This window comes from Streptomyces prunicolor NBRC 13075, from assembly GCF_000367365.1.
In the GTDB taxonomy this organism is placed as follows: domain Bacteria; phylum Actinomycetota; class Actinomycetes; order Streptomycetales; family Streptomycetaceae; genus Streptomyces; species Streptomyces prunicolor.
On the sequence record NZ_BARF01000027.1, the window covers coordinates 39,722 to 65,388 of the forward strand.

Sequence of the window (25,667 nt, forward strand, 5' to 3'; positions counted from 1 at the left end):
GAGCGCCGATCGTACGGGACACGCAGGTCAACGACCGTGAGCGCTGCGGTCATGACGGCCATCCGCGCCGCGCGCCTACCGTCGGGGCGTGATCAGAAACGGATATTTCGACGAGGCCCATGAGGCGTACCGGACGGCCTGGCGCGGCTTCATCGAGCACGAGGTCGTGCCGAGGCAGGACGGCTGGGCGCGCGAGGGGATCGTAGGGAAGGACGTCTGGCGGCTCGCGGGCGCGCGGAACCTGCTCTGCCCGTGGGCCGATCCCGCGTACGGCGGTCTGGGTCTGGCCGACCTGCGCTACGAGCAGATCATGATCGAGGAGCTGGCGGACGCCGGTGAGTCCGGCTTCGCGGCCCCGCTGCACTCGTGTGTCGTCGCCCCGTACCTGGCCGAGTTCGGCACCGAGGACCAGAAGACCCGGCACCTCACCCGCGCGGTCTCCGGCGAGACGGTGCTCGCCATCGCGATCACCGAGCCGGGGACGGGGTCGGACGTGGCTGCCCTGCGCACCCACGCCGTACGCGCCCCGGACGGGGACGGCTGGCTGCTCAACGGGGCCAAGACCTTCATCTCCAGCGGCGTCAACGCCGACCTCGTCATCGTCGCCGCCCGCACCGGCGAGGGGCATGCCATCGGTCTGTTCCTGGTGGCCGCCGGGACCCCCGGTTTCACCCTGGGCCGAAAGCTCGACAAACTCGGGCTGCGGACCTGGGACACCGCCGAGCTGTTCTTCGACGACGTGTACGTTCCGGACGCCGATGTGCTCGGCGGCCCGGACCAGGGATTCGCCCTGCTGATGCGGCAGTTCGCCCTGGAACGGCTCGTCGTCGCGATGGGTGCGGTGGCCGAGGCGGGGGCGGCACTGCGCGAGACCATCGCGCACACCAAACAACGCACCGCGTTCGGGCGGCCGTTGGCGAGATTCCAGGACACCCGCTTCCGGCTGGCCGCGATGCGGGCCGGGATCAGCTCCGCCCAGGCCTTCGTCGACACCTGCGTCCTCGCCCACAACCAGGGCCTCCTCACCGCCGACCAGGCCGCCGAGGCGAAACTCGTCACCACCGAGCTGCAGGGCGAGGTCGTCGACGACTGCCTGCAGATGTTCGGCGGCTCCGGCTATCTGTGGGAGTCCCCGATCTGCCGCCGGTACGCCGACGCGCGCGTCCAGCGGATCTACGGCGGGACGTCCGAGATCATGAAGGAGATCATCAGCCGCGCGCTGGATCTCTGACCAACTCCGTTCTGCGCTAGGCGACTTGGCCCTGGATGACTTGATCATCGGCGGCTTGGTCATCGGTGGCTCGGTCCCGTCGGGTGAGGCCGAAGGCGTATGTGGCGAGGAAGCCGACCGCGTACCCCGTCAGCAGCCCGCCTCCATAGATCGCCACCGTCATCCCCAGCCCCCTGCTCCCCGCCAGCAACGGGAACAGCGCCCACCCCGACGGCCCGATCGCCGTCGCCCCCACCTTGTCGCCCAGCATCGCAAAGAACCCGACGAACGCCCCGCCCGCCGCCCCGCCCGCGCACGCGGTCAGGAACGGTCGGCCGAGGGGGAGCGAGACGCCGTAGATGAGCGGCTCGCCGACGCCCAACAGCCCTGCCGGGAGTGCCGACTTGATGGTCGTACGGAGTGAAGTGTCGTGGCGCATACGGAAGTACACCGCCACCGCCGCACCGACCTGGCCCGCGCCCGCCATGGCCAGGATGGGCAACAGGACGGTGTAGCCCTGCTGTTCGATGAGGGTGGTGTGGATGGGGATGAGGGCCTGATGGAGGCCCAGCATCACCAGAGGGAGGAAGAGGCCGCCGAGGATCAGGCCCGCGAAGGGGCCGGTGGTGGACAGGAGCCAGTTCGCGGCCGTGCCGATCGCGGTGGAGATCTCACCGGCCACGTACATGAGGCCGTAGAGCGTCGCCAGGCCCGCGACCAGGACGGTCAGGGTGGGGGTGACGAGAACGTCGAGGGTCGCGGGGACCCAGGTGCGGCACCACTTCTCGACGTACGTGCCGAGCAACGCGGCGGCGAGTGCGCCGAGCACCCCGCCCTGGCCGGGGGAGAGGGCGACCCCGAAGGCCGTGACCTTCGCGACCCCGGGGTACACCACGACCGCGGCCACCGCCCCGCCCAGCACGGGTGTCCCACCGAACTCCTTCGCCGTGTTGTAACCGACGAAGACCGCGATGAGGGTGAGAAACGCGGAGGGGATGACGGCGAGGGCGCCGGTGACTCCCGGGAGCCAACCCATGTTGATCAGCAGCCCGTTGAGACCGGCGAGGACCCCGCAGCCGATGAGAGCGGGGATGAGGGGGACGAAGATGTTGGCGATCCGGCGGAGGAGGAGTTTGCCGGGGGTGGCGTTGCGAGCGCGCTGTGCTTCCTTCAACTCGGCGCCGCGCGCGGCCAGTTCACCGGCTGCGCCACGCACCAGCTTCTCGAACTCCGGGGTCACCCGGGCCACCACCCCCGGCCCCAGCACGATCTGGTACGTGTCGTCGGCCACGACCCCGAGCACGCCGGGCAGTGCCCGCAGCGCTTCCTCGTCCACCAGTGACCGGTCGGCCAGGCCGAGGCGGAGGCGGGTCATGCAGTGGGCGACGGAGGTGACGTTCGCGGGGCCGCCGACGAGGGGGAGGAGGGCGGCGGCGGTGTCGTACGGAGTATCCACCCCCTGAGCGTGCTGGTCAGTCGGCCGCAGCGGTCAGCGCCGCGCGCAGTCGGCCGCCGGACTCCTCCAGAAGGCGGGCGGCCGTCGGGCCGTCGACCCCGGCGAGGACCACGAGGATCGCGTTCTTCACCTCGCCGTCGGTGGCGGACAGGGCCCGCTCGATCTCCGCGTCGTCCGCGCCGGTGGCGAGCGCGACGATACGGCGGGAGCGGGCGCGCAGCTTGTCGTTCGACGCGCGTACGTCGACCATCAGGTTCCCGTACGTCTTGCCCAGCCGGATCATCGTGATCGTCGACAGCATGTTGAGCACGAGCTTCTGGGCCGTGCCCGCCTTCAACCTCGTTGATCCGGTGAGGAGTTCGGGGCCTACGACGACTTCGATGCCGTGTTCGGCGGCTGCGGCGAGGGCGCTGTGCGGGTTGCAGGAGAGGCCGATGGTCAATGCCCCGAGCCGGCGCGCGTGCGCTACGGCTGCGATCGCGTACGGGGTGCGTCCCGAGGCGGAGATGCCGACCACCGTGTCGTCGGGGGTCAGCGTGAGCGCGTCGAGGTCGGCCTCGGCCAGTTCTCGGGAGTCCTCGGCGCCTTCGATCGACGTGACCAGGGCGTCCGGGCCACCGGCGATCAGGCCGACGACCTCGGAGGGGCCCGTGTTGAACGTCGGCGGGCACTCGGACGCGTCGAGTACGCCGAGGCGTCCTGCGGTACCGGCGCCCATGTAGATCAGCCGGCCACCCTTTTCCATGCGTTCCGCTACGGCGTCGATCGCGGCGGAGATTTCGGGGAGGCGGAGGGCTACTGCGGCGGCGACGGTCGCGTCCTCGGCGTTCATGAGGCGGGCGATTTCGGGGGTGGGGAGTTGATCGATACCGGCGAGTTCGGGGCGGAAGGCTTCGGTGGTGAGTGACTCCAACTCGGAGCGGAGGTCACGGGGGTTGGACGTTGAGGTCATGGATCGGCGGCTCTTTCTGTTCGTTCTTGTCTGCCGGCCGGTGGGGGCTGGTCGCGCAGTTCCCCGCGCCCCTTAAAAACGCAGGTCGACCGGTGCTTTTTAGGGGTGCGGGGAACTGCGCGACCAGCCACGACGCACCCGCAGAAAACAACGCGCCTCTAACGCCTATGCCGATGCGCCAGCGCCTCGTACGACGCCGACAAAGCCGGTGCCGCCTGTTCATACGTCCGCTGCGCCACCCCGATGAACAAACAGTCCACCACCAGCAACTGACTCGTCCGGGACGACATCGCCGCCGGCCGAAGCTCACTCTCCCGAGCCGTGGACGTCGTGAGGATGTGATCGGCGTACTGCGTCACCGCCCCGTCCGGCCGCCCCGTGATCGCAACGGTCGTAGCCCCATGCTCAAAAGCCACCCGCAACGGCTCGATGACGTCACCCGTGGACCCGGAGTGGGTGATCGCGATGGCCACATCCCCCGCCTTCAGCTGCACGGCGTTCGTGACGGCAAGATGCGGGTCGCTGTGGGCGTGGGCTATGAGGCCTATGCGGAGCAGCTTCTGGGTGAGGTCCTGGGCGACGAGCCCGGACGCCCCGACGCCGTACACATCCACCCGGCGCGCCCCGGCGAGCGCGGTGACGGCCGCGCCGAGCTGGACGGTGTCGAGCCCGGCAGCCGTGTCCGCGAGGGTCTGCTGCTCGTCGTAGGCGAGTTTCGCGACGACGTCGGCGATGGGGTCGTCGACGGCTATGTCGGTGGTGAGGGCGGGCGCCCGCCCGGACTGCTGCTGCGCGGCGAGCCCGGCGAGGGCGAGGCGCAGGTCGCGGTAGCCGGGGTAGCCGAGGACGCGGGCGGTGCGGACGACCGTGGCCTCGCTGGTGCCGGTGAGTTCGGCGAGGCCGGTGACCGTGAGGGCCGCGCAGCCCGCCGGGTCGGCGGCGACGGTCTCGGCGACCCGCTGCATGGAGCGGGTCATGGAGGGGGCGAGGGTGCGCACCTTGGCGGCGAGTGCGGCGGGTGGCGTACTCCCGGGACTCCCGGAGGCGCTTCCGAAAATTTCCTTCACGTCCTGGGTCACCTTTGAAAGATATTTTCGCGGCGGTGGTCCGGTCAAGGGTGCGCACAATGGGTGCATGGCATCATCCGACAGCACCCCTGACGACGACCCCATTGACGAGCGCGTTGACGACCCCCGTGACGAGCCCGCCCCCATAAGCCCCCTGGAGCGGGCGCTGCACGCCGCCCGCGCCCTCGTGCTGGCCGATCTGGCCGCGCGCGAGGTCGTCGCGGCGGACGTGGTGTCCATGATGGAGGAGTCCATCGTGCAGCGGCGCTGGTGGGTGGAGCAGTGGCCGGAGGGCGTGGAGTACGTCGCCGGGCTGGTCGCGCAGGACGTGCAGGACGCGCTGCTGGAGGCGTACGGGCGCTGGCCGCTCTGCCCGGTCTGCGCGTCCGGCGACCCGCACGCCCTGGAGGTCGAACCGGAGCTCGGACCCGACCCGCACTGGGTCTGCCACCAGGCGGGCGTGAAGGTCGCGGCTGTGGGAAACCTGGGCTCCCTGTGACCGTGTACATCGACCCGCCGACCTGGCCGGGGCACGGACGCCTCTGGTCCCACCTCGTCAGCGATGTCTCGTACGACGAACTCCACCTGTTCGCCGAGGAGTTGGGCGTACCGCGCCGGGCCTTCGAGCGCGATCACTACGACATTCCGTCGCATCGTTACGCGGCCATGGTGGCCGCGGGTGCGGTGGAGGTGAGGAGCCGGGAGGTGGTGCGGCTGCTGACGGCGGCGGGGTTGCGCAGGCCCAAGGGGCGCGCACAGTAACGGAGTTACTCGGTGCGGCCGAGCGGAGTCACTCGGTGTGCCCGAGCGGAGTCACTCGGTGTGCCCGAGCGGAGTTACTCGGTGCGCCCGAGTTCGTAGCCGAACTCCTCGTCCTCCTCGCTCACCTTCTTGAACCCCGCCCGGGTGACCACGGCCTGCGACGCGAGGTTGTCCCGTTCGATCATCGCGAAGACGGTGCGTACGTCGTCCCGGGCCAGCGCCCACTCCGAGAGCGCGCGCAGCGCCTCCGTCGCGTAGCCCTGGCCGCGGGCGCCCTCCGCCAGGTCGTAGCCGATCTCCGTGCGGCCCTCCTCGTCGGGGACGCCGTGGAAGCCCATGCCGCCGACCGCCCGGCCGTCCTCGCGGCGGACCAGGGCGAACACGCCGAACTCCGGGCGGTGCACGCCCGATACGTAGGCCTTCAGCAGGAACGTCGAGGCCTCCCGGGTGCCCTGGTACGGGCCGCCCTCGATCCACTCGAACCCGCCGTCGCCGCCGGCGACCAGGTCACCGGCGGACCTGGGGGTGATGCCCTGGAGGGTGAGGCGGTCGGTGGTGTGGACGAGGTTGTTGCTCCAGCGCCAGTCGGTGACGGGGGCGCGGCCGGGGAGTTCGGCGCGGCCGGTCGCCCACAGCAGGGTGCGCCAGTGGTCGGCGCCGGGGCGGATGTGCGGGAAGATCCGGCCGAGCACGAACTCGCTGATTTCGGGGGCGGGTTGGTAGGTCAGGCCCAGGCCCTCGGCGATGTCGTGCGTGTGCAGCAGCACCTCGGCGGTGCCCATCGCGGCGAATCCCTCGCGGTCCGCGCTGCGGAACGGGTACGGGTGGAAGGCGCGCACCTCGCGCGGTGTGGTGCGGATCGCGGCGGCGAGCAGGGCGCCGGTCGTCCGGATCACGTCCAGGACACCGGAGTTGTCGGTGCCGTCGTCGAGGGTGAGGGCGAAGGGGACGTACGCGTGCTGCGCGCGACCGGCCAACTGCCCCGCGTACGAGATGAGATCGTCGGCGATGTGCTCGGCGGTGTACCGGCAACTCCACTCCAGCCGGCCGGCCTTCACCCCGTCCCAGTCCCGGTCCGTCGCCGTCCCCAGCAGTGCGAGACAGCTCGCGACGGCCTCTTCCACCTGGTGTGCGCCTGTATGTCCGGCCATATTTCCGCCCGTGGTCCCCATGCCGGGGAGCATACGGGCGGCGACCGACGCCCGCTGTGAATACCGACGCCCGCCGTGATTGCCGACGCCCGCCGTGATCAAGGTGCCAGCAGTTCCAGCTCCGCCGCCAGGTTGTAGCGCGCCGTCGCCTCCCATTCCGCGGCCCCGTACGGCGTCCTGAACAGCCGTGGCAGATCGAGCAGTTGACGCAGGATTGCCGAACGGCCGTCCCGGAAGGCGTCGTTGGGCACGAAGTGGTACTCCTCGCGGACGGCCGCGGTGTAGGCGGCGTACGCCGACGGCGGCGCGGCCAGGATCGCGAGGTCCGCGTCGCACAGCACCTGGCCGTCGCGGTCGTCGTCGGCGGGGTCGTGGGTGATGGTCAGCCGCACCAGGCGGGCGACTTCCGCCGTCCTCGCCTCCGGCACACCCGCCTCGGTCAGCGCCCGCTCGGCCAGCCGCGCGGACCGTTCCTCGTTCTCGGAACGGTCCGGGAGATACACCGCGTCGTGGAACCAGGCCGCGAGCCGTACGACGTCCGGGTCGTCCGCGTGCTTCTCCAGCACGTCGATGTGGTCGAGGACCGAGGTGAGGTGCGTGAGCGTGTGATAGTGCCGCTGCGGCTCCTGCCAGCGGGCGAGGAGATTCTCGGCGTACGGCGACGGGTCGGGACCGCCGTCGGGTGTGCGGGCAGGTGTGCTGCCGGGTGTGTGGGCGGGCGTGCGGGCCCCTTCGAGGGCGCGGGTCCAGCGGGTGCGGAGGGCGTCGAGATCGGCCATGCCCCTTATTTTCCTCCCCCGCCCGTGCCCCTAGCGTGGAACGCATGACTTACGCCGACACAGCACACGACGTACGTGACCCCGAACTCCCCGGTCGCCTCCTGACCGCCGAGCGCGACGCGCTGATCCCGCTCCTCCGCTCCCGCCCCGACGCGGACTTCGCGCTGGCGACCCTCGCGTGTCCGGGCTGGACCGTGCGGGATGTGCTCGCGCACTGTTCGGCCGCGCTGACGCGGGTGGTGGAGCGGCGGTTCGAGGAGGGCGTGTTCTCGCCGGAGGCCAACGACCGGGACATCGCGGAGCGGGCCGACTGGACGAACGCGCAGGTCATCGACGAACTGGAGCGGGGCATGACCGAGGCGGGCGCCGCGATCGCCCGCGCGGGCGGCGCGCTGGACGCGGTTGCGCTGGGCGAGTGGGTGCACGCCGGTGACGTACGGGACGTCCTCGGCGTGCCCGGCGCCTACGGTGGCGCGGGGCTGGGGTCCGCTCTCACCCTTCTCGGCCTCGTGACCCGTCAGAAAAACCACCGGCCGCTGCACGCGGACCTCGACGACCTGGACGATCCGCTGCGCCTGGGCGACCTGTCGGGCGAGCTGACCCCGGCGCGCTACATCGGCGACGCGCCCACGCTCGTACGGCTGTACTCGGGACGCCCGGTGCCGGACGGAACGGGATACGAGCTGGCGGGCGCGGAACCGGCCGAGCTGAACATCTTCGGCGACTGACGGCGACTGACGGCGACTGACGGCGACTGACGGCGACTGACGGCGACTGACGGCGACTGACGGCGACTGACGGCGACTGACGGAGGTTGACGGATGCCCGGCGACGCGCGGCGACGGGGGTGATCTCGCAACCCCCTGACCTCCCGCGTACCCTGAGATTGGACTAGACCTGTAGCCGCTCCAGGGAACACGACGGAAGGGGTCCTATGAGCACGCGTGCAGTCCTGGAGGTGATCGCCCTCGGCGCCGAGGACGCGATCGCCGCCCAGGCCGGAGGCGCGGACCGCCTCGAAGTGGTCACCGACATCGCGGCCGACGGACTCACCCCGCCGGTGGAGACCTTCGCCGCGATCCGCGCCGCCGTCGACATCGACCTGCGCGTGATGCTGCGCCTCGCGGACGGGTTCGCCGCGGGCGACGTGGACCGGCTCGTCCGGGTCGCGGGGGAGCTGCGGACCGCCGGCGCCGACCAGTTCGTGCTCGGCTTCCTCGACCCGGACGGCTGCGTCGACCTGGACGCGGTGGAACGCGTCGTCGCCGAACTGGACGGCTGCGCCTGGACGTTCCACCGCGCGATCGACCGCGCCGCCGACCGCGACGCCCTGCGTAAGCAGCTCGCCGACCTGCCGGGCCTGGACGCCTACCTCACCGCCGGCTCGGCGGACGGCGTCGACGACGGCCTCCCCACGCTGCTCCGCGAGGCGGCCCTGCGCGGCGAACCGGGCTATGAGCAGCGCATCCTGGTCGGCGGCGGCCTGCGCCTCGACCACGTACCGACCCTGCTCGCCGCCGGAGTCGACGCCTTCCACATCGGCGGGGCCGCCCGCCCGGCGGGCTGGGAGCGGCCGGTGTCGGCGACGGCGGTGGCCGAGTGGCGGGCGGTCCTCGACCGAGCCTGAACCGCCCCCTCCCTCAACAGCCCTTTCCGCTCAGGCGAGTTGGGACGGCAGCGGGGCCGCGTGCGTGACGATCAGGCCCGACACCGCTCGGGTCAGAGCCACGTACAGGCGCCGCAGGCCGGTGCGTTCGTCCGGTTCGCCGTCGACCACGGCCTGCGGCTCGTCGAGGACCACGTAGTCGTACTCCAGCCCCTTCGCGAGCGACGCCGGGACCAACGTCAGACGGGTCTCTACGGTCGTCTCCTCACCCGGGTCGATGTAGCCGATGCCCGCCGCGGTGAGGGCTTCCGCCAGCGCCGGGATCCTGGCATCGGCGGCGATCAGGCCCGTCGACCCCTCGTTGCGCAGCAACTCCTCGCAGGCGGCGACCACTTCGGTGGTGTCGGCGACGGAGCGGAGGTCGAAGAAGCCCGGGTTCTCACGGACCGAGGCGACGGGCGTGAGCCCCGGGGCGATGTGGGGGAGGAGTCGGGAGGCGTAGGTGATGACGTCCGTCGGCACGCGGAAACCGGCCGTCAACTCCTCGATCACACCGTCCGATTTGCCGAGGTGGGCCAGCGCCTCGTCCCAACTCCTGGTCGCCCAGGGCGTGGTGCCCTGCGCCAGGTCGCCGAGGACGGTCGCGGAACCGGTGGTGCAGCGGCGGCCGACCGCCCGGTACTGCATGGGGGAGAGGTCCTGCGCCTCGTCGAGCACGACATGCCCGAGCGAGTGCGTCCGCTGGACCAGGTCGGTCGCCTCGTCGATCAACACGGCATCGGGGGCAGACCACTTGGCGGCCTTCACGCTCCGCACGGCCTTCGCCCAGAGGATCGTCTTCTGCTCGTCCTCGTCGAGGATCCCCTCCGCGTGCGCGGCGAGGAAGTCGGCGTCGGTGAGCAGCCGCAGTACGAGCTTCGCGGGCTCGACCGGCGGCCACATCGCCTTGACGGCCGCCTTCACCGCCGCGTTGCGGGCCACGGCGTCCTGCACCCGGTCGTCCGGCGCCTCCCCGGACCGCTCCATCTGCACCAGCACGACATGCGCGATGCGCTGCGGCAGCGCCTCGCGGGCGGCGCCGTAGCGGATGTCGCGGTCGAGCAACTCCCGCACGATGGCTTCGAGTTCGTACGCCGGGACCCGCCAGCGGCGCGAGCCGCGCACCACCATCACCGGCTCGGTGGGAATGGTCACGTGCGAGTAGATGGCTCGGCGGAGGACTTCGGCCATCCGCGCGTCGCCCTTGATGACGGCGGCCGGTGCCTCGTCCGTGCCGCGCACCTCGACGTGGGCGACCAGGTCGTCCACCGTGCCCTGGCGGACCGTCAACTCGCCCAACGCGGGCAGGACTTGCTCGATGTAGTGCAGGAAGGACTTGTTCGGCCCGATGACGAGCGTGCCGGTGCGGGCGAGCCGCTCACGATGGGCGTAGAGGAGATAGGCGACCCGGTGCAGGCCGACGGCGGTCTTTCCGGTACCCGGACCTCCCTGCACGCACACTGTCCCGCCGAGACCGGATCGTACGATCTCGTCCTGCTCGGGCTGGATGGTCGCGACGATGTCGCGCATCGGGCCGACGCGGGGCCGCTCGATCTCCTGTTGCAGCAGCTTGCTGGTGGCGGCGGCCTCGGCGGGGTCCATGAGGTGCTCGTCCTCGTACGCCGTGAGGTCGCCGCCCGTGTAACCGAACCGGCGGCGCAGCGAGACGTCCAGCGGGTCCTTCTTGGACGCCCGGTAGAACGGCTGCGAGACCGGCGCACGCCAGTCGATGACCATCGGGTCGCCGTCGGCGTCGTGCACATGCCGGCGCCCGATGTAGAACTGTTCTCCCGCCGCGCCCTCGGCCTGCTCGGCGCCGGGTGAGTGCAGGTAGTTCAACCGGCCGAAGAACAGCGGGGTGTCGCTCAGGTCGGCCAGCGCCTTGATGCGGTCGTCGATCTGGCGGGAGAGGACCGCGGCGTTGACCCAGTTCGCCGTGACGTCCTTGATGTCGAGCGACTCGACGTCCTCGCGCATGGCGCGCAGCGCGGAACGGGAGGAGGCCAGGTGGGAGCGTTCGCGGGAGAGGGGGTCGTCGGGATGGGCGCCGAGGGGGTCGGCGGCGGGCGTGGACAAGGGGGTGCCTCCAGAGGGCCTGCTGATGCGGCTGCTGGGTGTGTGCTCGATGGGATACCGGCCGGTTTCCGTCCGGGCGGTGGCACTCCCTGCGGGGAGGCGGGCAAGAGCGGAGATTCTAGGTCAGCGGAAGTGGCGGAGGCGAATGGTTTTACGGCGGCGTTGACGCTTGCGCGGGTTTCCCCTAGGGGACGCCCCCTCCACCCAGGAGGGGAACGGGTCCACCCGGAGGCGTACATGGGCGGTCCGCAGATTGGCTCTCTGGACCGATGCCGCCCTTATGTCCCAAGACGCACCATGGAGTCATGAGCGCAGCAACCATCACCCCGGTCCCCGCCCGCCCGTCCGGTGCCACACCGGTCGCCGGCGGCAGCCACCCCCATCGCCTCGGCAATGCCCTGCGCGCGATAAAAGTGTTCGCGGGCGCCGCGTTCAGCGTGGTCGTCCTCGGCGAGTACGGCGAGGAAGCGGGCGTTCGCCGTAGGTGACCACCGGGGTCACCTACGGCGGGTGCTCAGTTCTCCGCGAGGATCTCGTCCGCGTCCATGATCCGGTAGGCGTACCCCTGTTCCGCCAGGAAGCGCTGGCGGTGGGCGGCGAAGTCCTGGTCGATCGTGTCGCGCGCGACGACGGAATAGAAGTGGGCCTGGTGCCCGTCGGCCTTCGGCCGCAGTACGCGGCCCAGCCGCTGAGCCTCCTCCTGGCGCGAGCCGAACGTGCCCGACACCTGGATGGCGACGGTGGCCTCCGGCAGGTCGATGGAGAAGTTGGCGACCTTGGAGACCACGAGCACGCTGATCTCACCCTCGCGGAAGGCGCCGAAGAGCTTCTCCCGCTGGGCGTTGGAGGTCTCGCCCTTGATCACGGGCGCGTTCAAGTGCTCGCCCAGCTCGTCGAGTTGGTCGATGTACTGCCCGATGACAAGGATCTGCTGACCGGCGAACCGGCGCACGATCGCCTCCGTGACCTTCCGCTTCGTCGCGGTGGTCGCACAGAAGCGGTACTTCTCCTCGGCCTCGGCGGTGGCGTAGGCGAGCCGCTCGGACTCCGTGAGATTGACGCGTACCTCGACACAGTCGGCGGGCGCGATGTACCCCTGCGCCTCGATCTCCTTCCAGGGCGCGTCGAACCGCTTCGGCCCGATGAGGGAGAACACGTCGGACTCCCGGCCGTCCTCGCGCACGAGGGTCGCGGTCAGGCCCAGTCGCCGCCGTGCTTGCAGATCCGCCGTGAACTTGAAGACGGGCGCGGGCAGCAGGTGCACCTCGTCGTAGAGGATGAGCCCCCAGTCGCGGGAGTCGAAGAGCTCCAGGTGGGGGTAGATCCCCTTCCGCCGCGTGGTCAGCACCTGGTAGGTGGCGATGGTGACGGGCCGGATCTCCTTCCGCGTCCCGCTGTACTCGCCGATCTCCTCTTCCGTCAGCGAGGTCCGCTTGATCAGCTCGTGCTTCCACTGCCGGGCGGAGACGGTGTTGGTGACGAGGATGAGCGTGGTCGACTTGGCCTGCGCCATGGCCCCGGCGCCGACGAGGGTCTTCCCCGCCCCACAGGGCAGTACGACGACACCGCTCCCACCGTGCCAGAAGTTCTCCACGGCCTGCTTCTGATACGGCCGCAGCGCCCACCCGTCCTCGTCCAGCTCGATCGCGTGCGCCTCACCGTCGACGTACCCGGCGAGGTCCTCGGCCGGCCAGCCCAGCTTCAGCAGCACCTGCTTGATCTGCCCGCGCTCGGAGGGGTGCACGGCCACGGTGTCGGGGTCGAGCCGGTTGCCGACCAGCGGGGCGACCCGCTTCGAGCGCAGGATCTCCTCCAGCACGGGCCGGTCGGTGGTGGTGAGCACAAGCCCGTGCGCCGGGTGCTTGCTCAGCGTCAGCCGACCGTACCGGTCCATGGTCTCGGCGATGTCCACGAGCAGCGCGTGCGGCACGGGATACCGGCTGTACTCCACCAGCGCGTCCACGACCTGCTCGGCGTCGTGCCCGGCGGCCCGCGCGTTCCACAGCCCCAGCGGCGTCACCCGGTACGTGTGGATGTGCTCGGGCGCCCGCTCCAGCTCGGCGAACGGCGCGATGGCGCGCCGGCACTCGTCGGCTCGCTCGTGATCGACCTCAAGGAGCAGGGTCTTGTCGGACTGGACGATGAGGGGGCCATTCACGCGCGACTGCCTTTCTGCGGGGCTCGCCGGGCCTGGAGGACTCGGGACGGCCAAACGTCCAGTGTGCACTACTGAGGGGATCGGGCGGATAGCCGGCGAGAGGGGGCAGGGTGTGTGATCTGGGCCTCTTTCATATCAGGGCTGGTGGTACAGGGATTTCTGACGCCGCAGCCACCAGTGCGGCCGCCAATGGCGCGTTTTCCGGGTCTCGTTCCGGAGTTCCGTGACCCTGGCGAGAAGCACCTCGTCGCCAGTCTCCTGGAAGGCGGCGGCGGACTCGCCGAACGCGTCGTCCGCCGTTCGCAGGTCCCCTGTACGTCGGAGGGCGACGCCGAGGTTGAACAGGGCTTGCGCTTCGTGGTGCCGTTCCCCCAGGCGCCCGTAGAGGGTGACGGCCTTTCTCTGGGCTCGTACAGCCTCGCCGTACCTGCCAGACAGTTCCAGGGCCGAGCCGAGGTTGGTCAACGCCATTGCCTCGGTGTACGGATCCCCGGCCCGGCGGCTCGCCTCAAGCACTAATGACAGAGACTCAATCGCTTCCTGCGGGTTGCCGACTTCTATAAGGACCATGCCGAGGTGGTTCCGTGCCTGAGCCGCCATGTGTTCGTCGCCCAGCGAGTCCAGGATGTCCACAGCCGTCGTAAGCCTGTCGATTGCCTCGCGCGGTCCGCGTCCCTCGCGGCCCAGGGCAAGGACCAGCCCGAGGTTCGCCTGGGCCATGCCCTCGCTGCGTAGGTCTTTGATCTCCCTGGCGACTGCAAGGGCGCGTTTGTGGGCTTCCGCGGCAGCCGGGAACTGCCCCATGTCCCGCAGCACCATCCCCAGGTTGTTGAGCGCGATGCCCTCACCTGCGCGGTCGCCGACCTCCTTGCAGATGGTGATGTCCTCGGTGATGGCCTCGGCCGCCTCTTGAAGTCTGCGCAGGTTGTGCAGGGCCTGGCCGAGGTTGTTGTAGGCCATGCCCAGGAGACGGCGGTCGGTCTCCGGCGAGTACAGAGCCAAGGCCTGCCGGAGGAAGTCCACGGCCTCCTCCGGCCGGTTCATCTGCTGGTAGGTCAGGCCGAGGTTGTTCAGGGTGCCGGCTACGGAGATGGTGTCTCCCTTGAGCGCGAGCAGGCGCTCCGCCTCCCGGTACGAGGCCACCGCGTCGTCGAACCGACGCAGTTCGCGCTGGGCCGTGGCCAGGTTGTTCAGGACACTTGCTTCGTGGTCTCGTCGTAGCAGTGGTCGATCCGGTGACCGGACCGTCTTGAGCGCCGCGAGAGCGAGCTCGGCGTACTCGTCGAGGTGCCGACGCCGGGACTGGAAGTCGATCAGTGAATAGTGCAGTTGGAGCAGCACCTCCGGCCGTCCCAACGCCGGTGCGGCGAGAGCGGCGGCCAGCAGGTTGTGTCGTTCGGTGTCCAGCCAGGTCAGGGCGGTGTCCAGATCAGGGAAGAGGGGATCGGGCTGGGCTCCCGCGCCCACGTGGGCGTCGGCGGCGTGTGCGGTGGTGACGTAGTGCTGGAACAACCGGTCCACGGCCGCCTCCCGTGCCTGCGACCCGTCCTGCGCGTGGCACAGCTCGTCCGCGAACAGGCGCATGAGGTCATGCATGCGCCAGCGTCCGTACGACGATCCGGGCTCGACTAAATGGCCGCGAGCGAGCGGCAGCAGCAACAGCTCCGTCTCATCGCGTGCCATACCGGCCATCCGGGCCAGCGCCTCGGTGGACAGATCGGGCCCCGGATTGAGCGGCATCAGTCGGAAGAGTCTGGCCTGGTCCGGCCGCAGGTGCTGGTACGAGAGATCGAAGGCAGCCCGGACAGCGAGGTCCTCACGGCTGAGCCGCCCCAAACGGTGGCGCGCGTCGCTCAGGGCCATCGCCATGGAATGCAGCGGCCGGGTCGGGAGGTCGGCCAGCAGGGCGGTGACAACCGAGAGCGCGAGGGGGAGCCGGCCACACAGTGACGCCACCTCGTCGGCTGCTTCCGGCTCGTCCGCCACTCGGGTGTCTGTGGCACCGACAACCGCTCGCAGGCTCCGTTCGATGAATTGCACCGCAGCCTGCTGTTCCAGGACGGACAGGTCGAGCAGGCGGGCCCTGAGATCGCTCAGGGAGTGTCGAGAGGTGACCAGCACAGGAATGCGCGGGTCGCCGGGAAGCAGCGGACGGACCTGGGCGCTGCTCATCGCGTTGTCGAGGACCAGGAGGATCCGCCGCTGTTTCGCCGCGTAGGTGGCGAGGACGGAGCGGTACAGCCGCGCCCGGTCCTCGAGGTCGTCCGGGATGTATTCGTCCGGCACGGCCAGGGAGCGGAGCAGCGAGCCCAGAGCCCGGTGCGGGCCAACACGTCGCCGGTCGTCGTAGCCGAAGAGGTTGATGAAGAGAACTCCGCCTGGGAGAAAGTTCGTTGTGTCCAGCGCGCGATGGGCCACCTGAAGAACGAGTTCGGTCTTCCCCACCCCGGGCAGCCCCGCGATCACATGGCTCGTGCCGGTTGAGTCCTGGCCTGGCCGGAGCGCCGCGAGCAAGGTGTCTCGTTCTGTGTCTCGGCCCGTGAAGGCCGGGGAGGGCGTAGGCATGCCGGTGAGTGCGGGTGGGACCGTGGCGGGGAGCTGGAGTGTCACATTGGCGCCTTGGACCACGGCGTTGAAATACAGCCCACCACTGATCTGGTTGTGGACGCCGTAGCTGTCCTCCGAGCCGGTCACATGTTCCTCGCCTTCGCCCGATGCCAGAGCCTTAACGCTAGGAGCTGGCCGAACGCTCTGTCCGTCAGTGTTGCGAGAAACGCGTCGGCCTTCACGGCGCTGACGCATAGCCTCCGAGCATTGGCTGACGATCAAAACGGCTTTCTGCCAAACGAGTTCGAGGTGCCGGTTCCCTTCGGCAGAGTGTGCACTACCGGCCGATGATCACGGCGGGGCGCTGAGAGGGTGGGGCCATGGGAGAGCTGAGGGTGGAGGCCATGGGCGAACTGGTGGAGCGGGTCGACGAACAGGACCGGGTGCTCGGGGTCGTGGACCGGGGCGAGGCCATCACGCGCCACTGGCCGCACCGCGTCGCGACGATCGTGTGCCGGGACGCGGCGGGCCGGTTCCTGGTGCACCGGCGGGCGGCGGACATGTCCCGGTTCCCGGGGCAGTACAACTTCATGGTCGGCGGCGCGGCGGAGGTCGGGGAGTCCTACGAGGAGGCGGCGGCCCGTGAACTCACCGAGGAACTCGGGGTGCGGGCGCCGGTGCGGTTCGCCTTGAAGTTCCTGTGCCGGGGCGCGATCAGTCCGTACTGGCTCGGTATTCATGAAGCGGTGGTCGACGAGGACATCACTCCCGACCCGGCCGAGATCGCCTGGCACGCGTGGGTCACGGAGGACGAGCTGCGGGAGATGGCCCGGCGTCCGACGTTCGTGGCCGACTCCGTCGAGGCACTGGCCCGCTACCTGAGCTGAAGCGAGCCGGTCCGGGGCCACCCTCGCCGCGAAAGTGTGACACTTAGGCGAAAAGTGTCACACTTTTTCAACCACCTACCCCTCCGCCAACTCCGCCACCCCCGTCACCCGGTGCAGCGGATACGTCCGTACCTCGTCCGCCGTGTGGTCGTACGCCGTGACGAAGCCGCCCTCCACGCGGATCGGGGCGATGACGCGCTGGCTCGCGGTGCCCTCGGCGTTGACGTAGCCGATCCAGAGGGTGTCGCCGGTGAGGACGGCGGCCTGCATGGTGGCGAGGGTCTCGGCCGAACTGGTGCGGGGGAGTTCGCCGTTCGGCGACGGGGTCGATTTGAGGGGCGTCGTGGAGGCGCGGTCGCCCGCCCTGATCGCGCGGATCGCCGCCGACAGGAGGGTGGCGTCCGGGGTCGGCGGGCCGTCCGGCACCGGTTCCGGGGCCGTGCGGGGCGGGCTGCGGTGGGCGTGGGCCCGGGTGATGACGACATCGCCGTCGGCGGACTCGGCGGCCGGCGCGAAACCCATCGCGCGCAGCCCGTCCAGCAGTGCCGCCGGGTCGGCCTGGGCGGCCAGCACGGTCGGCGCGAGGCGGCGCAGGCGCAGGCCCGCGGACCGTTTGTCGGCCAGGATCTCGGAGAGCACCGAGTCGTCGTCGCAGCGCACGTACGCCGAGGCCGCGCCGATCCGCAGATGGCCGTGTCTGCGGGCGACGTCGTCGATCAGGTAGGCGAGGGGCTGCGGGACCGGCGTACGGGAGTGCGCGGTGAGGAAGTCGTGCAGGTCGGAGGCGGAACGGCCCGCGTCCAGCGCGCGGCGCACCGAGCCCGGCGTGAAGCGGTAGACCGTCGCCCCGCCCTTCGACTCCACGTCCGCGAGCACGTCCAGCATGTCCGCCAACGGCCGCTCCAACGGGCCCGGCGCCACCGCCGTCAGGTCCGCCTGGAGCAGGACGTGGTCCAAGGGCTCGGGGAGGAGCGGCGCGAGGAGACGAGCGGCGGCCGCACTCGCCGCGGCCTGCTCGGCGGGGGAGAGGGGTTGGGGGGAAGTGGGCGGGCGGTGGTGGTGATGGACCGGGAGCTTGTCGCCGGGGCCGGAGGGGGCTGACGGGGCTGAGGGATCGGAGGGGTCGGCGACGCCGGAGAAGCCGGCCACCGCGAGCCCGCCACCCCCGTCCCCGCCCTCCACACCTCTGCCACTGCCTCTACCACCGCCACTACCTCTGCCACCCGCCACCGCACCCCGCAGCCCCAACAACGCCCGCCCCTGCGCCGACAGGGCCCCCCGCCCCGTCACCCCCAACATCTCCGCCTCGCTCAACGTCCACCGGGCAAGGCGACTACGCAGATCGTCGCCCTCTTGCGGACCCGCCTGCGCACCCCCCGCCCCTCGAACCGGCCGTTCCCACCGCAACCGCGCCAGCACGGACTCGGCGGACGGCGAGGCCCCCTCAGGGAGCCCCGCGAGCAGGCCCAGCACCCGGTGCCGTACCTCCGGAGCCGCCGACCGGTCCAGCCCCGGGCCCAGCGCGGACAGCGTCCGGTCCTTCCCGTCCCGCCCGCCCACCAGTCCCGACGTCCGGGTCGCCGTGAGCCACGCCTCCGCGAGCCGGGCCCAGCGCTGCGCGGCGGGCTGCTCCAGCCACTCGTCGTGGGCCGGGGTCGCCGCGTACCGTTCGTCCGTCTCGCCGTCGGAGGCCAACAGGCCCGCCGCATAAGCGAGTTCGACCCAGAACGCGGCGACGGGCTCCGCGACATCCAGCGCGACCGCCGTCCGCTTCAGGTCACGGACACTGAGGCCGCCCGCGCGCATGACCGTCGGCCCGCCCTCGTCCCAGTCCTTCAGCAGCTCTTCGACCGTCGCCAGCGCGGTGTACGCCTGCCCGGCCGCCGTCGTGTCCACAACCTGTGGACGGTGCGTCGCCTTCGCCTCGACCGCCGGCGCCACCGGCTCTGCCGCGCGGTGCGCGCGCCCGGCCCGCAGATGCAGGGCCACCTCGCGGGGGAGTACGACCGTGCCGGGCGCGGTGGGCAGCAGCAGCCCCCGGTCGATGAGCCAGCGCAGCCGGGCCGCGGGCTCGGCGGTCACCTGCCCGTAGGGTGGCCCCCAGACCAGCCGGTTCAGCACCTCCAGGGACTCCTCGGAGGCGCCGGCGAGCAGCGCCTTCATCCGCCTCCGGGCCGTGAACAGCTTGGTGAGCGCGGCCACCGCGGAGACGGAGTCATGCGTGGAGGGCAGGCTCACCGCCGTCACGATCTCCTGGATCCGGCCCGGCGACATCCCCGCCGTGGCCTCCGCGACCGTAGGCCCGAGCCCGGTCGGCGACGGATGCTGCGGCGATGGCGCCAACAGCTCACGCGCCGTCCGCACCAGCCGCAGCCGGTCGTCGGCGCCCCACACCAACGCCTGCTCGCGCAGGGTCGCCAGGGCGCGCGGCAGCGCTTCGGTGACGGCCGGATCGCGCGCGTCCCCCGCCATCAGCCCGAGCAGCGCGTCGTACGGCGCCGGGTCCGCCGCCACGGCCAGCGCCTCCGCCGTCTGCAGCGCGAAACGGTCCAGCCGCTCCAGCGCCCGCACGACCGACCCGCGCGTACCGGCCCGGGTGGCGAGCTGGGTGAGGTCGGTGGGAACGGGCGTGATGAGGTCGGGGCGGCTGCGCAGCAGCGCGGCCAGGGAGACGTCGTCCCTGGTTCGGAGTGCCTCCGCGAGCGAACGGGGCGGCGTGGCCGGGGTGCTCATCCGACCCACGGTAGCGGGTGGGGGTGACGGTGGGGGAGCGCGTACGACGTGAGGTTCCCGGCATCGGGCCTGCTGGCGGTAACGTCTGTCACCGAGGGGTATCCAACGCACCCGCCCCTGAGGGGACTTCGTGGGTATCGAGAGCGACCAGGTCGTCTACGAGTATCTGAGCCGCGTCGGTGACGTCGCGCACCGACGGCAGCTGCCCTCGGTCACCCGGATGCGGCTCGTGTCCGAGCTGCGCAACGAGATCGACCGGCGCCGGGCCGAGTCCACCGTGGACACACCGGCCGCCGTCCAGCGCATCCTCAAGGGCCTCGGCACCCCGGAGGCGGTCGTCACCGCGGCCGGCACCGGCGCCGGCGTCCCCCGGACACCGACGCCCTCCGTCCCCGTACAACGGGACCACGAGGACGATCTACGGCCCAAGGGCCTGCGCCGGGTCGTACCGCTGCCGCGCACCCGCCTCGCCAAGGCCGCACCCGAACCGGCGTCCCCGCCCGACAACTCCGCCTCCTCACCGCACCTCGCGAGCGCGTCCGAACTCGGCGCGAGCGTCATGCAGCCCGACTGGTGGCGGGTGGAGAGCGGCAACGGATTCGCGCTCGGCGACAGCGTGCCCGGGTTCACCGGCGGGGTCGAGATCCCCGAACTCCTCAAGCCCCCGCCGCCGAAGGAACCCCCGAAGGAGACGCCGACCGCACCGGTACCGGAGCAGGTGGCCGCCCCGGTGATCGAGCAGGCGCCGGTGGTCCCCGCCCGGCGCCGCCGCATGGTCCCCCGCCTCCCCGTCGGCCGCTGGTCCAACCCCCTCCTCCTGATCGCCGCCGCGCTGCTCGTGGTGGGCGCCGTACTCGGCAACTGGTTCGCCCTGCTGCTGGGTTGGCTCATCGCGTACGCCTCCCGGCGACTGACCGACGCCGAGACGAAGGCGGCGGTGATCGGTCTGCCGACGGCGGCCGTCGTGGCCGGCATCGTCTGGCTGTGGGGCAGGAACACCGGCCGCTGGGGCACCCCCATCGCCCAGGGCCACATGAACGCCGCGATCTCCGAGACCTGGCCGTGGGTGGTGCGGGGGGCGGCGGTGGCGTCGGCGCTGTATCTGGTGTGGCGGTCGCAGCGGCAGCGGTAGGGCGGCCGGGCGTTCAGTGGGCCCGGTGGGATTGTCGTAGCGACTGGGCACAATGGCCCATATGACCTCGCGCGCCCAGAACAGTGACCAGCCCACCGCCCGTCCCGCCCTGACCGTCGGCTTCGACCTCGACATGACCCTCATCGACTCCCGGCCCGGTATCCACGCCTGCTACGTGGCACTGGCGGAGCGGACGGGGACGTACATCGACGCCGATCTGGCGGTCACCCGGCTCGGGCCGCCGCTCGCGGACGAGTTGATCAACTGGTTCCCGGCGGACGAACTGCCCGCCATGGCCGACCTGTACCGCGAGATGTACCCGTCGATCGCCATCGCCGCGACCCCCGCGATGCCCGGCGCACCCGAGGCGATCGCGGCCGTACGCGCGGCGGGTGGGCGGGCGATCGTCGTCACCGCGAAGTACGAGCCCAACGCGAAGCTGCACCTCGCGCACCTCGGCATCGACGCCGACGCGGTGATCGGCAACCTGTGGGCCGAGCAGAAGGCGGAGGCGCTGCGCGAGGAGGGCGCGAGCGTCTACGTCGGCGACCACGTCGGAGACGTACGCGGAGCCCGCACTGCCGAAGCCCTGTCGGTCGCGGTGGCGACCGGCCCGTGCGACGCCGACGAACTGCGCGCCGCCGGGGCGGACATCGTGCTCGCCGACCTCACCGAGTTCCCGCGATGGCTTTCGGACTACCTTCCGGCCCGCGCCTGACGACGCCCCGCGGCGACGGACTGGAGCACGCCTCCGGCGGCGAGCAGGAATCCGACGCCCATGAGCATGCTCAAGAGGTACATGTACGTCGGAAAAGGCGTCGTGTGGAGCAACAGCGGTACCACGGTGACGAGTGTGGCCACCGCACCGAGGAAAAAGACGATGGCACCGGCACGGATCAGTCGGTCACCGGCCGCGGCGGAATTCGTTTGGGTTTTGTCGCGCACTGGACCAGGGTAGTTCCCTGCGCAGAGGAACAACCCGGCGACGTCTTGTCACCGGCCTGAAGACCATTAGCCTTGGTACCGGCGGGTCCCGACGACCCGCCGGTCTGCTATCCGAAGCAGTTTTCCGACGAGTACGAGGACGAGGACAGACGTGCCTACCGGCAAGGTCAAGTGGTTCAACAGTGAGAAGGGCTTCGGCTTTCTCTCCCGTGACGACGGCGGTGACGTCTTCGTCCATTCCTCGGTTCTGCCCGCCGGAGTTGATGCCCTGAAGCCCGGACAGCGCGTGGAGTTCGGGGTCGTCGCCGGTCAGCGCGGCGACCAGGCCCTCTCGGTGACCCTGCTCGACCCGACCCCGTCGGTCGCGGCGGCCCAACGCAAGAAGCCGGACGAACTGGCCTCCATCGTCCAGGACTTGACCACCCTCCTCGAAAACATCACCCCCATGCTGGAACGCGGCCGCTATCCCGACAAGCCCGCGGGCGCCAAGATCGCGGGCCTGCTGCGCGCGGTCGCCGACCAGCTGGACGTGTAGAAGTCCGGGAGATTCAGCGGAACTTGAGGGTCCAGGAGAGCCGGGAACCTAGGGAAATTCGAGCGAGTTCGGGCCGAGGGGCGGCACCAGCCCCTCGGCCGCCGCCCGCGTCAGCAACCCCCGGATCGCCGCGTACCCGTCGTCCCCCAGATCCGCCGTGAACTCGTTGACGTACAGCCCGATGTGCTGGTCGGCGACGGACGGATCCATCTCCTGGGCGTGCGCCATGACGTACGGCCGGGAGGCCTCGGGGTCGTCCCAGGCGGCGCGGACGGAGACCCGTACGGACTCGGCGAGGAGGTTCAACACATCCGCGCCCAACGACCGCTTCGCGATGATCGCGCCCAGCGGGATCGGCAGACCCGTCGTGGCCTCCCAGTGCTCGCCCATGTCCGCGAGCTTGTGCAGCCCGTAGTTCTGGTACGTGAAGCGCGCCTCGTGGATGACGAGCCCCGCGTCGACCTTCCCGTCCCGCACGGCCGGCATGATCTCGTGGAACGGCATGACGACGATCTCGCCGACCCCGCCCGGAATCGTGTCGGCCGCCCAGAGCCGGAAGAGCATGTACGCCGTCGACCGCTCGCTCGGCACGGCGACGGTACGCCCGGTCAGGTCCACGTCCGCGCCCCGGGTGAGGACCAGCGGCCCGCACCCCCTCCCCAACGCACCCCCGCACGGCAACAGCGCGTACTCGTCGAGAACGTACGGCAGCACGGCGTACGACACCTTCAGCACATCCAACTCACCGCGTTCGGCCATGCCGTTGGTGATGTCGATGTCCGCGAAGGTCACGTCGAGCGTGGGCGCACCCGGCACCCGGCCATGGGCCCAGGCGTCGAAGACGAACGTGTCGTTCGGGCAGGGGGAGTAGGCGATCCGCAAAGGCTGCACAGGCTCAGTGAACGGGGTCATACCTGTCTCCAACTCTCCAGTACGGGCGCGCACTTCCCGAATCCCGCCGTCAGGGCCGCGAGCGCGTCGCCGATACGCCAGGCGGTGCGGTCGCGCGGGCCGACGGGGTTGGAGACCGCGCGCAGTTCCAGGACGGGGATGCCGTGCGCGGCGGCGGCCTCGGCGACGCCGAAGCCCTCCATCGCCTCGGCGAGGGCCCGGGGGTGGCGGGCGCGAAGTTCCTTTGCGCGGGCGGCCGTACCGGTCACCGTGGAGACGGTGAGTACGGCTCCGGTGCGGGCGCCGGTGGCGGCCGCGAGGTCTCGTACGAGTGCACTCGGCGGACGGTGGGTGACGGTCCCGAAGCCGAGCTCGGTGACCGGGACGAACCCGTCGGGGGTTTCCGCGCCCAGGTCGGCCGCGGTGATCTCGTCGGCGATCACGAGGGAACCGACGGGCGCCTCGGGCTGGAATCCACCGGCGATCCCGGCGGAGACGACGAGGTCGTACGGGGTACCGGCGAGAGCGACGGCCGTAGCGGCGGCGGCAGCGGCGGGACCCACCCCGGCGGCGATGACATCGACCCGGCTGTCGCTCGTGAACGCCCGTGCCACCGCGTCCCGTTCGGCAGGGACGGCGGTGGCGACGAGAATCCGTACGGACGACGTGGTCAGGAGTCCTTCTTGAACTTGAAGGACCACAGGCCCTTGACCGTCTTGTCGCCCTCCTTGATGGAGACGACGGTCGAGTTGCCGGTCGCGCCGTACTGGGTGTTGAAGAACACGCTGCCGGGGATCGTGCGGTACGTCTTCTTGCTGGAGTCGGTCAGCGGCTGACCGTTCATCAGGATCGTCCAGCCGTTGTCGGCGATCTTCGGGTCGACACCGAAGCGCACGGTCTCGTCCGGGTCGACAGAGATCGACGTGGAGGCCTTCAGGCACTTCGTCAGCTCCGCGGTCTTCACCGCGTCGCCGTCGTTGTAGCAGGTGGCCTCGGTGTGGACCGAGTTCCTCCCGACGGTGATCGTCGAAACCGGCGTCGGCTTGTCGCACGCCGACAGGACGAGCAGTCCGGCGGAAACGGCGCCGGCGGCGGCGACGGCGCGGCGGCGTCGCACAGCGGATTGCATGGTCATGGGGCGAAGGCTATCGGGCCCGTCCAGTACTCCCCCCACGTGGGGTGCGGCGTGCCGGGCCGGGTGGCGAGGGTTAGGCCACTCGCGGGCGTCCGCCGGTCCCCTGACGGGCCGAGGCGAGCAGCCCGCGCAGGGTGGTCAGCCAGCCCAGGGCGATGACTCCGGCGGCGAGGGTGAAGCCGAGGGCGCCGTTCAGCGGCATGACGATGCCGATCGCGCCGCCGAGCACCCAGGCCATCTGGAGCATCGTCTCGGACCGCGCGAACGCCGAGGTCCGCACCAGTTCGGGCACGTCCCGCTGGATCAGCGCGTCCAGGGACAGCTTGGCCAGCGCCTGGCAGAACCCTGCCGTAGCCGCGAGACAGGCCACCAGCACGGCCCCGAAGAAGAGCGCGGCGGTGATGGCCGCGCCCAGCACCAGCGCGACGACGGTCACGATGATGAGTTCCGGCGCCCGCTGCCGCAGCCAGGAACCGACCGCCGTACCGAGCGCGTTGCCCACGCCCGCCGCGACGGCGACGATGCCGAGCGACACGGCCGCGCTCTGCCCGGTCATCGGATGGTCGCGCAGCAGGAACGCGAGGAAGAAGGTCAGGAACCCGGAGAGCCAGCGCAGGGCCGCGTTGGCGCCGAGCGCGTGGGTGACGGCGATGCCGACCGTACGCAGCCCCGGACGCTTGACCTCCTTGGGATGCGGCCCGTGCAGATGGTCCGCGTCCGCCGCGAGCAGCGCCGTGTCCTCGCCCTTGGCCGAGTCGACCTTGGGGTCCAGGAAGAAACACAGGACCGTGCCCGCGACGAAGATCACGAAGGCGCCGTAGAGCGGCCAGGGATCGCCGATGGCGTGCAGCCCGCCCGCGATCGGGGCGGCGACGCCGGTGGCGAGAAGCCCGGCGAGGGTGACTCTGGAGTTGGCCTTCACCAGGGAGATACGGGGTGGCAGCAGCCGGGGCACCACGGCGCTTCTGACGACGCCGTACGCCTTCGAGGCGACCAGGGCGCCCAGAGCGGCCGGATACAGCTCCAGGCTGCCGCTGGCGACCGCGCCGGAGATGATCAGCGCGAGAAGGGCGCGGGCCAGCATCGCGGCGGCCATCGCGGCGCGGCGCCCGTGCGGAAGCTTGTCGAGAAGGGGCCCGATCACAGGAGCCAGAACAGTGAAAGGCGCCATCGTGATCGCGAGATAAAGAGCGACCCGCCCCCGAGCCTCGTCGGTCGGCACGGAGAAGAAGACGGTCGAGGCGAGGGCGACGGTGATCATGACGTCACCGGCGCCGTTCACCGCGTGCAGCTCGATCAGCCGGCCGAGCCCCGACTCGCCCGCGCCGTGCGCGTGCGTCGCCTTGCGGATACCGCGGGCGGTACCGGTGACGGGGAAGTGCAGGGCACGACCCATCGCACGGACGGAACCGCTCACCCGGCCCGAACCGCCACCTCGGATGTTCCCCTTCGTGCCACCGATCCCGGTGGCACCTTGGGGCGCCCTCGCGGCTGCCACCCCGTCATAGTGCCCCGAGAACGGCGCGAGTAGTGCGGTTACCGCGCGTATGGAGGCGTACGGGGGCGAATTCTGGGCCGCCGCACAGCTCGCCGGGTGGCCGTGCAC

24 protein-coding genes are annotated in these 25,667 nt (G+C 70.9%); 10 read left to right on the plus strand and 14 right to left on the minus strand.

Features of this window, described 5'->3' with window-relative positions:
• Nucleotides 1–88 precede the first annotated feature (88 nt).
• Nucleotides 89–1,231 (plus strand): acyl-CoA dehydrogenase family protein, encoded by a 1,143-nt coding sequence (locus SPR02S_RS12075; protein WP_019057221.1) that lies wholly within the window; start codon nt 89–91, stop codon nt 1,229–1,231.
• 16 nt (nt 1,232–1,247) lie between these two features.
• Here the strand turns inward: SPR02S_RS12075 and SPR02S_RS12080 are convergent, their stop codons facing one another.
• The 3 genes from SPR02S_RS12080 to SPR02S_RS12090 form a co-directional block, all read right to left on the minus strand.
• Nucleotides 1,248–2,666, minus strand: a complete 1,419-nt coding sequence (locus SPR02S_RS12080; protein ID WP_019057222.1) for a PTS transporter subunit EIIC — start codon at nt 2,664–2,666, stop codon at nt 1,248–1,250.
• A gap of 16 nt (nt 2,667–2,682) precedes the next feature.
• Nucleotides 2,683–3,618 carry an N-acetylmuramic acid 6-phosphate etherase gene (gene murQ, locus SPR02S_RS12085; protein WP_019057223.1) on the minus strand — a complete coding sequence of 312 codons (936 nt, stop codon included), beginning with the start codon at nt 3,616–3,618 and terminating at the stop codon, nt 2,683–2,685.
• 158 nt (nt 3,619–3,776) lie between these two features.
• Entirely contained in the window at nt 3,777–4,697 is a 921-nt protein-coding gene (locus SPR02S_RS12090; protein ID WP_026150451.1) for a MurR/RpiR family transcriptional regulator, read from the minus strand.
• Between the two features lie 55 nt (nt 4,698–4,752).
• Between SPR02S_RS12090 and SPR02S_RS58930 the strand changes: the two genes are divergently transcribed.
• On the plus strand, nt 4,753–5,184 hold the full coding sequence (locus SPR02S_RS58930; RefSeq protein ID WP_245607554.1) for a DUF8819 family protein: 432 nt from the start codon (nt 4,753–4,755) through the stop codon (nt 5,182–5,184).
• Nucleotides 5,181–5,447, plus strand: a complete 267-nt coding sequence (locus SPR02S_RS12100; protein WP_019057226.1) for a DUF4031 domain-containing protein — start codon at nt 5,181–5,183, stop codon at nt 5,445–5,447. The genes SPR02S_RS58930 and SPR02S_RS12100 overlap by 4 nt, the downstream gene beginning before the upstream one ends.
• A 74-nt stretch (nt 5,448–5,521) precedes the next feature.
• Here SPR02S_RS12100 and SPR02S_RS12105 read toward each other — a convergent pair whose 3' ends face one another.
• Together SPR02S_RS12105 and SPR02S_RS12110 are read right to left on the minus strand one after the other, a co-directional pair.
• Nucleotides 5,522–6,571, minus strand: a complete 1,050-nt coding sequence (locus SPR02S_RS12105) for a GNAT family N-acetyltransferase (protein WP_019057227.1) — start codon at nt 6,569–6,571, stop codon at nt 5,522–5,524.
• Between the two features lie 125 nt (nt 6,572–6,696).
• Entirely contained in the window at nt 6,697–7,377 is a 681-nt protein-coding gene (locus SPR02S_RS12110; RefSeq protein ID WP_019057228.1) for an HD domain-containing protein, read from the minus strand.
• Between the two features lie 44 nt (nt 7,378–7,421).
• On the opposite strand from SPR02S_RS12110, the gene SPR02S_RS12115 reads away from it, so the two are divergent.
• Complete coding sequence (locus SPR02S_RS12115; RefSeq protein ID WP_019057229.1) at nt 7,422–8,105, plus strand: maleylpyruvate isomerase family mycothiol-dependent enzyme; 684 nt, start codon at nt 7,422–7,424, stop codon at nt 8,103–8,105.
• 206 nt (nt 8,106–8,311) lie between these two features.
• Entirely contained in the window at nt 8,312–9,004 is a 693-nt protein-coding gene (locus tag SPR02S_RS12120; protein ID WP_019057230.1) for a copper homeostasis protein CutC, read from the plus strand.
• Nucleotides 9,005–9,034: 30 nt separating this feature from the next.
• Here the strand turns inward: SPR02S_RS12120 and SPR02S_RS12125 are convergent, their stop codons facing one another.
• Complete coding sequence (locus SPR02S_RS12125) at nt 9,035–11,098, minus strand: HelD family protein (protein ID WP_019057231.1); 2,064 nt, start codon at nt 11,096–11,098, stop codon at nt 9,035–9,037.
• 305 nt (nt 11,099–11,403) lie between these two features.
• On the opposite strand from SPR02S_RS12125, the gene SPR02S_RS12130 reads away from it, so the two are divergent.
• Entirely contained in the window at nt 11,404–11,586 is a 183-nt protein-coding gene (locus SPR02S_RS12130) for a hypothetical protein (RefSeq protein ID WP_019057232.1), read from the plus strand.
• A gap of 26 nt (nt 11,587–11,612) precedes the next feature.
• Here SPR02S_RS12130 and SPR02S_RS12135 read toward each other — a convergent pair whose 3' ends face one another.
• Nucleotides 11,613–13,256, minus strand: coding sequence for a DNA repair helicase XPB (locus SPR02S_RS12135; RefSeq protein WP_019057233.1), 1,644 nt, complete (start codon nt 13,254–13,256; stop codon nt 11,613–11,615).
• 135 nt (nt 13,257–13,391) lie between these two features.
• Nucleotides 13,392–15,950 (minus strand): tetratricopeptide repeat protein, encoded by a 2,559-nt coding sequence (locus tag SPR02S_RS55605; protein WP_052346967.1) that lies wholly within the window; start codon nt 15,948–15,950, stop codon nt 13,392–13,394.
• Nucleotides 15,951–16,207: 257 nt separating this feature from the next.
• Here SPR02S_RS55605 and SPR02S_RS12145 point away from each other — a divergent pair, with 257 nt between their 5' ends.
• Nucleotides 16,208–16,690 (plus strand): NUDIX hydrolase, encoded by a 483-nt coding sequence (locus tag SPR02S_RS12145; protein WP_019057234.1) that lies wholly within the window; start codon nt 16,208–16,210, stop codon nt 16,688–16,690.
• 75 nt (nt 16,691–16,765) lie between these two features.
• Here the strand turns inward: SPR02S_RS12145 and SPR02S_RS12150 are convergent, their stop codons facing one another.
• On the minus strand, nt 16,766–19,423 hold the full coding sequence (locus SPR02S_RS12150) for a helicase-associated domain-containing protein (protein ID WP_019057235.1): 2,658 nt from the start codon (nt 19,421–19,423) through the stop codon (nt 16,766–16,768).
• Nucleotides 19,424–19,553: 130 nt separating this feature from the next.
• Here SPR02S_RS12150 and SPR02S_RS12155 point away from each other — a divergent pair, with 130 nt between their 5' ends.
• The gene (locus SPR02S_RS12155; RefSeq protein ID WP_019057236.1) at nt 19,554–20,555 is read left to right on the plus strand and encodes a hypothetical protein; all 1,002 of its coding nucleotides are present in this window, start codon (nt 19,554–19,556) and stop codon (nt 20,553–20,555) included.
• Nucleotides 20,556–20,607: 52 nt separating this feature from the next.
• Nucleotides 20,608–21,273 carry an HAD family hydrolase gene (locus SPR02S_RS12160; RefSeq protein ID WP_373283307.1) on the plus strand — a complete coding sequence of 222 codons (666 nt, stop codon included), beginning with the start codon at nt 20,608–20,610 and terminating at the stop codon, nt 21,271–21,273.
• Here the strand turns inward: SPR02S_RS12160 and SPR02S_RS12165 are convergent.
• Nucleotides 21,252–21,500: a hypothetical protein gene (locus SPR02S_RS12165; protein WP_019057238.1), complete on the minus strand. Its 249-nt coding sequence runs from the start codon at nt 21,498–21,500 to the stop codon at nt 21,252–21,254. The two genes, SPR02S_RS12160 and SPR02S_RS12165, sit on opposite strands and share 22 nt — an antisense overlap.
• Before the next feature lie 151 nt (nt 21,501–21,651).
• On the opposite strand from SPR02S_RS12165, the gene SPR02S_RS65690 reads away from it, so the two are divergent.
• Nucleotides 21,652–22,035: a cold-shock protein gene (locus SPR02S_RS65690; RefSeq protein WP_019057239.1), complete on the plus strand. Its 384-nt coding sequence runs from the start codon at nt 21,652–21,654 to the stop codon at nt 22,033–22,035.
• Nucleotides 22,036–22,083: 48 nt separating this feature from the next.
• Here SPR02S_RS65690 and SPR02S_RS12175 read toward each other — a convergent pair whose 3' ends face one another.
• The 4 genes from SPR02S_RS12175 to SPR02S_RS12190 form a co-directional block, all read right to left on the minus strand.
• The gene (locus SPR02S_RS12175) at nt 22,084–22,947 is read right to left on the minus strand and encodes a 1,4-dihydroxy-6-naphtoate synthase (RefSeq protein ID WP_019057240.1); all 864 of its coding nucleotides are present in this window, start codon (nt 22,945–22,947) and stop codon (nt 22,084–22,086) included.
• Nucleotides 22,944–23,627, minus strand: coding sequence for a futalosine hydrolase (locus SPR02S_RS12180; protein WP_019057241.1), 684 nt, complete (start codon nt 23,625–23,627; stop codon nt 22,944–22,946). The genes SPR02S_RS12175 and SPR02S_RS12180 overlap by 4 nt, the downstream gene beginning before the upstream one ends.
• A complete protein-coding gene (locus SPR02S_RS12185) occupies nt 23,597–24,061 on the minus strand; it encodes a hypothetical protein (protein ID WP_019057242.1) in 465 nt (154 codons plus the stop codon). The genes SPR02S_RS12180 and SPR02S_RS12185 overlap by 31 nt, the downstream gene beginning before the upstream one ends.
• A gap of 73 nt (nt 24,062–24,134) precedes the next feature.
• A complete protein-coding gene (locus SPR02S_RS12190; protein WP_026150455.1) occupies nt 24,135–25,559 on the minus strand; it encodes an MFS transporter in 1,425 nt (474 codons plus the stop codon).
• Nucleotides 25,560–25,667 lie beyond the last annotated feature (108 nt).